At 47.2% G+C, this 5,988-nt stretch carries 6 protein-coding genes; all 6 read right to left on the bottom strand.

The window, feature by feature from the left end; genetic code table 11:
• Window positions 1–268 precede the first annotated feature (268 nt).
• Window positions 269–397, bottom strand: coding sequence for a hypothetical protein (locus AB7S66_RS08675; RefSeq protein WP_428519098.1), 129 nt, complete (start codon window positions 395–397; stop codon window positions 269–271).
• Between the two features lie 59 nt (window positions 398–456).
• Window positions 457–1,314 (bottom strand): ABC transporter permease, encoded by an 858-nt coding sequence (locus AB7S66_RS08670; protein WP_428519096.1) that lies wholly within the window; start codon window positions 1,312–1,314, stop codon window positions 457–459.
• A complete protein-coding gene (locus AB7S66_RS08665) occupies window positions 1,311–2,168 on the bottom strand; it encodes an ABC transporter permease (protein WP_428519094.1) in 858 nt (285 codons plus the stop codon). Before AB7S66_RS08665 ends, AB7S66_RS08670 begins: the two co-directional genes overlap by 4 nt.
• Window positions 2,155–3,267, bottom strand: coding sequence for an ABC transporter ATP-binding protein (locus AB7S66_RS08660; protein ID WP_428519092.1), 1,113 nt, complete (start codon window positions 3,265–3,267; stop codon window positions 2,155–2,157). Before AB7S66_RS08660 ends, AB7S66_RS08665 begins: the two co-directional genes overlap by 14 nt.
• Window positions 3,268–3,338: 71 nt before the next feature.
• The gene (locus AB7S66_RS08655; protein ID WP_428519090.1) at window positions 3,339–4,418 is read right to left on the bottom strand and encodes an extracellular solute-binding protein; all 1,080 of its coding nucleotides are present in this window, start codon (window positions 4,416–4,418) and stop codon (window positions 3,339–3,341) included.
• A 248-nt stretch (window positions 4,419–4,666) separates the two neighbouring features.
• Window positions 4,667–5,788, bottom strand: a complete 1,122-nt coding sequence (locus AB7S66_RS08650) for a GNAT family N-acetyltransferase (protein WP_428519088.1) — start codon at window positions 5,786–5,788, stop codon at window positions 4,667–4,669.
• Window positions 5,789–5,988: the final 200 nt, after the last annotated feature.

Genomic DNA, 5,988 nt, shown 5'->3' with positions numbered 1-5,988 from the left:
CAGCCTGTGCAAATGCGGCCTTTGCCGATGGGGGGGGACACCTTGAACTTTGTTGATGGTTTTGCAGATATCCAGGAGCCTTACCCTGCAAACTGAGGACACTCAACCCTTTTCATGAATCTCTCCAGACAGGAGAGATTCATTTCCCTTTTTGGCCTGTAGATACGACGGAAAGTGATGGATGGGCCGCCAGTTTGGGGTACTCCATCTTTGCAATGGCACCCCAGACTATTTTGTTGAAAACCCACTGCAGAAGATTTCTGTATGCTCACTCCAGGATAAAATGTAAATCCATACCAATCTCAGCATCCTTGGCATAGGCATACAAACTCTCTGCATCAATCTCTGACCAGGAACGAAGCAATAATCTTTCCGTTTTCAGAATCAACAGTCCCATATCTCCTGAAATGTATGTATCGCATTCCTTTTGATTGATGCCGGTGTGGGGAATGAGGATTACACAATCTTCTTGTTCCCCTTGGTAAGATTAACCACCGCGAAAATGGAAGTTCCAAGAATAAGCAGGAATGAGATGGCATTGATCACCGGGGTGGAACCATCACGTACTTGCATGTACATGTTTATGGGCAGTGTTGCCTGTGACCCTACGAGGAATATGGTGGTGTTGAAGTTCTCGAATGACATAAGAAAGGCCATTGCCGCACCTCCAATAATTGAAGGCCTCAGGTACTTGAGTGTTATGAACCAGAGAACCTCTGCCTTGTTTGCTCCAAGGTTGTAGGCAGCTTCTTCCAGCGTATGGTCGAACTTCTTCAATCGGGCAGAGACAACCAACGCTACAATGGTAGAGATGAACGAGGATTGGCCGAGCACCACCAAAGGAAACCCTGGGCCAAGGAAAGAAACGTAGATGCCCAGGTGGTTCTCGATGAACATCCCGATGGTATTGGAGAACATCAGGATGGAGATACCCAGGATGACACCAGGAATGACCAAGGGAGCTATCATGAGGAAATAGAGTGCGTTCTTGAACCGGAAGTTTTCCTGCTCGAAGAGAAATGCCGCACAAGTTCCCAGGAACGTTGAGACGATCATGACTGCTAAGGCTACCTTGAACGAGGTGAAAAGGCTTCTCAAATTGGTTTGGTCATGAAAGATGCCGTATTTTTCCGGTCCGTTGCCAAAGAACCAATCAAGGGTAAAACCATTCCAAGGAAGGGAAGGATACATGGAGTCATTGAATGCAAGAATCATTGTTACCACCAGTGGGGCAAAGAGGAAAATAAAATAGAGGATGATGAAGATGGTGAATCCTCCACGATATTTCCTTGAGGAAGGTAAGCTTCTGATCATTTTACCACCTCCTTCAGGTTTTGCTTGGTGAGTTTGAGAAGAACCCATATGATCAGTGAAGAGAGGGCCAAGAGCAGGAACCCAAAAGCCGCTCCCTGGTTCCAGTTGAAATAGAGGATTATCTGGTTGTAAATTTGCTCGGTAAACCAGAGGGAGTTCTTGCCTCCCATCAGGTTAGGGGTAAGGTAACTTCCCAATACCAACATGAATACGATGATCCCCCCATTGACGAGTCCGGAAGCACAGTGGGGAATAATGATGGTCCTCCAGATGGATATCTTCGATGCTCCCAGGTCATAGGCAGCCTCGATAAGTGAATCATCCAAGTCATCCATGACACCCAAAACAGGGACCACCATGAAGAGCATGCTGGTATATACCAAGCCCATGATCATGGTGATGTCATTGTAAAGCATCTCAACAGGCTCTTTGAACAGACCTATTGAGACAAGGAAATGATTGAGGATTCCGCTTTCCCTGAGGAGGATCATCCAGCCATAGACACGGATGAGTTCACTGACCCAGAAGGGGACCAGTATGAGGATCATCAGTACCCCGGTCATTCTCACCCCCGCTAACTTGGAGATATAGAATGAGACAGGCAGAGAAATGATCATTACCAGGAAAGTGACAATAATCGAGTAGCCTGCGGTACGTACAAAGGTGAGCCAGTAGATGGGCTCCTTGAAGAACGCCAGATAGTTGTCCAAAGTGAATTTCCCGGTATTTGCCTTGGAAAAAGAGAGCCTCAGCAGCTCGAGGTGGGGGAGAACGATCAAGAGAAAGAGCCAGAGAGCAACAGGCAGGAAAAAGAAGAGAAAACCCCATTTGATATGTTGTCTATTCTTCATCATATAACTTCCAGTCACTGCGTTTGAAGCAGACAGTCTTATGCAGGTCCCAACCAACTTGTATGCGATCCTTTGAACGAATATGGTCGTATTCCCTTGTCTGGGGAAGTGCAATCACCAGTTCCTCCTCAGTTCCCAAAGGCTTGACCAAAAGACGGCTGTTTCCTCCATCAAAGAGGATTGAGGTAACTTCCACAGGAAGGTTCTGGAAATTCTCCCTCCCTTCCCCTGGATTGATGATTACAGCCTCGGGGCGGATGAAGAGATCATACTCCTCACTTTCAGTTGCGGTTTCAAATCTCTGGGCCAGGCGGAAGTCATACCTATCGGCATACCGGGCTATGGTGTTGCCGCTTTGATCAGTGTGAAGCCTGACCCGTAGTTTGTTGTTGTTTCCCACAAACTGGGCTACAAACGAGGACTTTGGTTCGTGGTAGAGTTGTTGGGGTGTCCCAATCTGTTCAAAATGACCGTTGTTCATGACCGCAACCATATCACTCATGACCATGGCTTCACTCTGGTCATGGGTAATGTAGACAAATGTTGTTCCGACCTGGGATTGCAGTGTCTTCAATTCCACCTTCATATGTTCACGTAATTTGGCATCAAGGGCACCCAATGGTTCATCGAGCAAGAGCACCGTTGGTTCCATGATCAGGCAACGCGCAATGGCAATGCGTTGTTTCTGCCCCCCCGAGAGTTGGTTGATCTGTTTTTTCCCTGATTCCGGCAAACCGACCCGCTCCAGTAACTCCCGGACTTTCTTGTCTACACCAGGCCCTTTCTCCCCTCTTCGCCGTAGCCCGAATGCAATGTTCTCATGCACGTTCATCATGGGGAAAAGTGCAAGATTCTGGAAGACCAGGTTCACCGGCCGCTTATTGGGGGCAACCCCATCCATGTTTTTCCCGTTGAAGAGGATGGTTCCCCCGTCAGGCTTGTAGAATCCAGCGATCATGCGCAGGAGTGTCGTCTTTCCACAACCCGACGGTCCTAAAATAGAAAAGAACTTTCCGTCCTCTACATCGAATGAGACCTGGTCTACAGCAGTGAAATCACCAAATCGTTTGGTGACATTTTGAACTGAGAGTGCACTATCCATACTGTTGTTTACCTTGATGTGATGCCAATAGCTGCCGTGAAACAGCTATTGGCAATACGTTGATCATTTTGCTAACGAGCAGCCTTTACCTTATCGAGGGTCTTCCCTTCCATCTCTTCAATTCCTGCTGGGACGGTCGGATACCAGTGGATGTTTGCCAGTACCTCAGGAGGGAGGCCACGGGTGAAGTTTGCCTTGATCTCGGGATCAAGATAATTCACAGCGTCCTTGGAAGCTGTTCCATAGGTCTCTCGGTTGGTGAAGAACGCAGCGTTCTCAGGTTCCAACATGAAGTTGATGTATGCATATGCTGCATCAAGGTTCTCACTCTTTGCCGGGATGGCGAAGGTGTCTACCCAAGCAAGTGCTCCACTGGTCGGGGCGATATAGTCAATGTTTGGGTTCTCAGCATGAAGTTTCCATCCAGCCTGTTCCCAAGCTGATGCTGCCCAGACCTCTTCCGAACGGAGCGACTGCAACAGCTGGTCCCCGTTGTCCCAGTAGGTTTTTACTGAAGGCTTTCCAGCGATGAGGACTTTTTCCATCTCGTCAAGGAAGTCCTGATATGCCTCTGGGTCATTATAAAGCTCGAATGGGTCGTAGCCGAGGGAGAATCCCATGCCAATAAGGGTAGGTCTCTTCAGGCGGTAGGATACTCTTCCTGCATACTTGGGATCGAGAAGGTCCTTGAAATCCTTAACATCAGGGGCCAGGGCCTTGTTGACTACCAGGCCTTCAGTCCCATATACGTGAGGAACAGCATAGGATTCTCCATCCACCAAGGTGTTTTTCTTCACTGCCTCAAGCAGGGAAGCATCAATCTGTTCGGTCTCGATCCTTGCATAGTCAATTGGCTGGTAGATGCCATACTGCTCTACGACAGAGGAGATGCGGTCCTGTGAGGGCTGGGCGAGGTCAAAACCACCTCCACGGGTTGCTCTGAGCTTGCTGATCATCTCTTCGTTGTTGCTGAGGGTCACCTCAACCTTGTAACCGGTTTCCTCAGTGAACTTATCAAGCAGTTCCTGCGGGGCATACCCTGACCAGGTGATGATTCGTAGCACGGGATTTTTCGTCTCGGCTGTTGCTTGGGCAAAGATCACATTGCCCATAATCATAAGGACCATGAGAACAAGAATGACTTTTTTCATACAGAATTCCTCCTTCAGGAATGTAAGATGCCTTCTCCTAACTCTGATTACATCTATCTCCTTTTGTAACCAACACCTCATAGGTATCGTAGGTCTTGACAACTCCAAAGTCAATTCCAATCTAGGAAAGATACATTTGTTAAATATGAAAGATTTGTTTTGATTTCATGAAAGAGTGCGGTCTATTGAGTTTTCTGTAGGTTTGGTGAGAGGTTACAGGCAAATATCCTGGTGCACCCAGGAAATGTTTACTCGAGAGGGCGAATATAACAACGCCTTCGTTTGTGTTGTTCAGTCTTGAAGCTCTTCCACTGCGTTTGCACATTCTCATTGTACTCCAACTCAGGGCCGGTCTCTGCGTAACGAACCCCGTTCGCTAGTGCTGTCTTGATACCTTCCTGGAGGATGATGGCATTCACCCCCCTTCCCATATATTCAGGCTTAACTGCGATTAGGTACATATCCAGCACATCGTGCTTCTTGAGTGACCTGAGAATCCGGACAAAACCAAGCGGAAACAGATGCCCACGCGATTTCTGCATTGCCAGGGAGAGAGAAGGGACCATGATACCAAACCCTATGACCTTCCCTGTGGCATCCACGACGATATAGATATACTCAAGGCTCACCAGGCTTAGAAATTGCTTGATGGCAAGATCGATCTGTCCATCGGTAAGCGGGCAGAATCCATAGAGCTCTGCAAATGCTTCATTGTACATATGGAACATCTGGTGGGCGTAGGGAAGTACCTTTTTCTTGCTGGTAAAGGAGAGTAGTCGGTAGCCATGACGCTTTTTTGCGATTTCGCTGATTTGCTCGATTCTTGGATCGATTTTTTCAGGTACAAAGACCTTGTACTCAACCCAGTCTACGTCTTTGGTGAATCCCAGCTGTTGCAGGTGCTCATGGTAGTAGGGATGGTTGTACAAGGTGATAAACATACTGAGCTGGTCGAATCCTTCAACCAAGAGTCCTTGTTTGTCAAGGTCTGAGAAACCGATGGGCCCGATGATGGTATCCATTCCCTTTTCCTTGCCCCAGGAGAAGACTTTTTCAAAAAGGAGTTTACTGACTTCAATATCATCAATTACGTCATAGCGGGTGAAGCGGATATACTTTTTCTGTTGGGCCTTGTTCAGCTTGTGGTTGATCAAGGCAGCAATGCGCCCAACTACCTTCCCATCCTTTTTAGCAAGGAAAGCTACAGCCTCAATATATTCGAATGCGGGGTTCTTCTTGGGATTGAAGTTCCACTTCTCATCGAGGATCAAGGTAGGTACATAGTAAGGGTTGTCTTTATAGAGTTGGTTTGGAAATGCAAAGAATTGGTTCCAATCATGTTTTGAGGAGACCGAATGGATGGTAATCATGTTGCACTCCTCCTAGTATTTTTGGCTATTGTACTGTATTTTGGGTAGGGAGTAACTATGATTGAGTGTAGTTTTTTTACATTTCTCTAAAAAATGTATAGTTTGGGTGTGCTTTTTAATAGGCTTATAAGGGCATACTTTGGCTGCCTAGTACAATCTCCTAAGCATGTAGCAACGGTTGTAGAGGTATGAACGAGAAA

The sequence above is a fragment of the Sphaerochaeta sp. genome (assembly GCF_050178175.1).
Taxonomy (GTDB): Bacteria; Spirochaetota; Spirochaetia; order Sphaerochaetales; family Sphaerochaetaceae; genus Sphaerochaeta.
This window is presented reverse-complemented; position numbering and strand designations above follow the sequence as displayed.

What these genes read in the sequence shown, in the direction of transcription:
- AB7S66_RS08675 (WP_428519098.1), bottom strand. Translation starts at nt 397, where the DNA reads ATGGGACTGTTGATTCTGAAAACGGAAAGATTATTGCTTCGTTCCTGG.
- AB7S66_RS08670 (WP_428519096.1), bottom strand. Translation starts at nt 1,314, where the DNA reads ATGATCAGAAGCTTACCTTCCTCAAGGAAATATCGTGGAGGATTCACC.
- AB7S66_RS08665 (WP_428519094.1), bottom strand. Translation starts at nt 2,168, where the DNA reads ATGATGAAGAATAGACAACATATCAAATGGGGTTTTCTCTTCTTTTTC.
- AB7S66_RS08660 (WP_428519092.1), bottom strand. Translation starts at nt 3,267, where the DNA reads ATGGATAGTGCACTCTCAGTTCAAAATGTCACCAAACGATTTGGTGAT.
- AB7S66_RS08655 (WP_428519090.1), bottom strand. Translation starts at nt 4,418, where the DNA reads ATGAAAAAAGTCATTCTTGTTCTCATGGTCCTTATGATTATGGGCAAT.
- AB7S66_RS08650 (WP_428519088.1), bottom strand. Translation starts at nt 5,788, where the DNA reads ATGATTACCATCCATTCGGTCTCCTCAAAACATGATTGGAACCAATTC.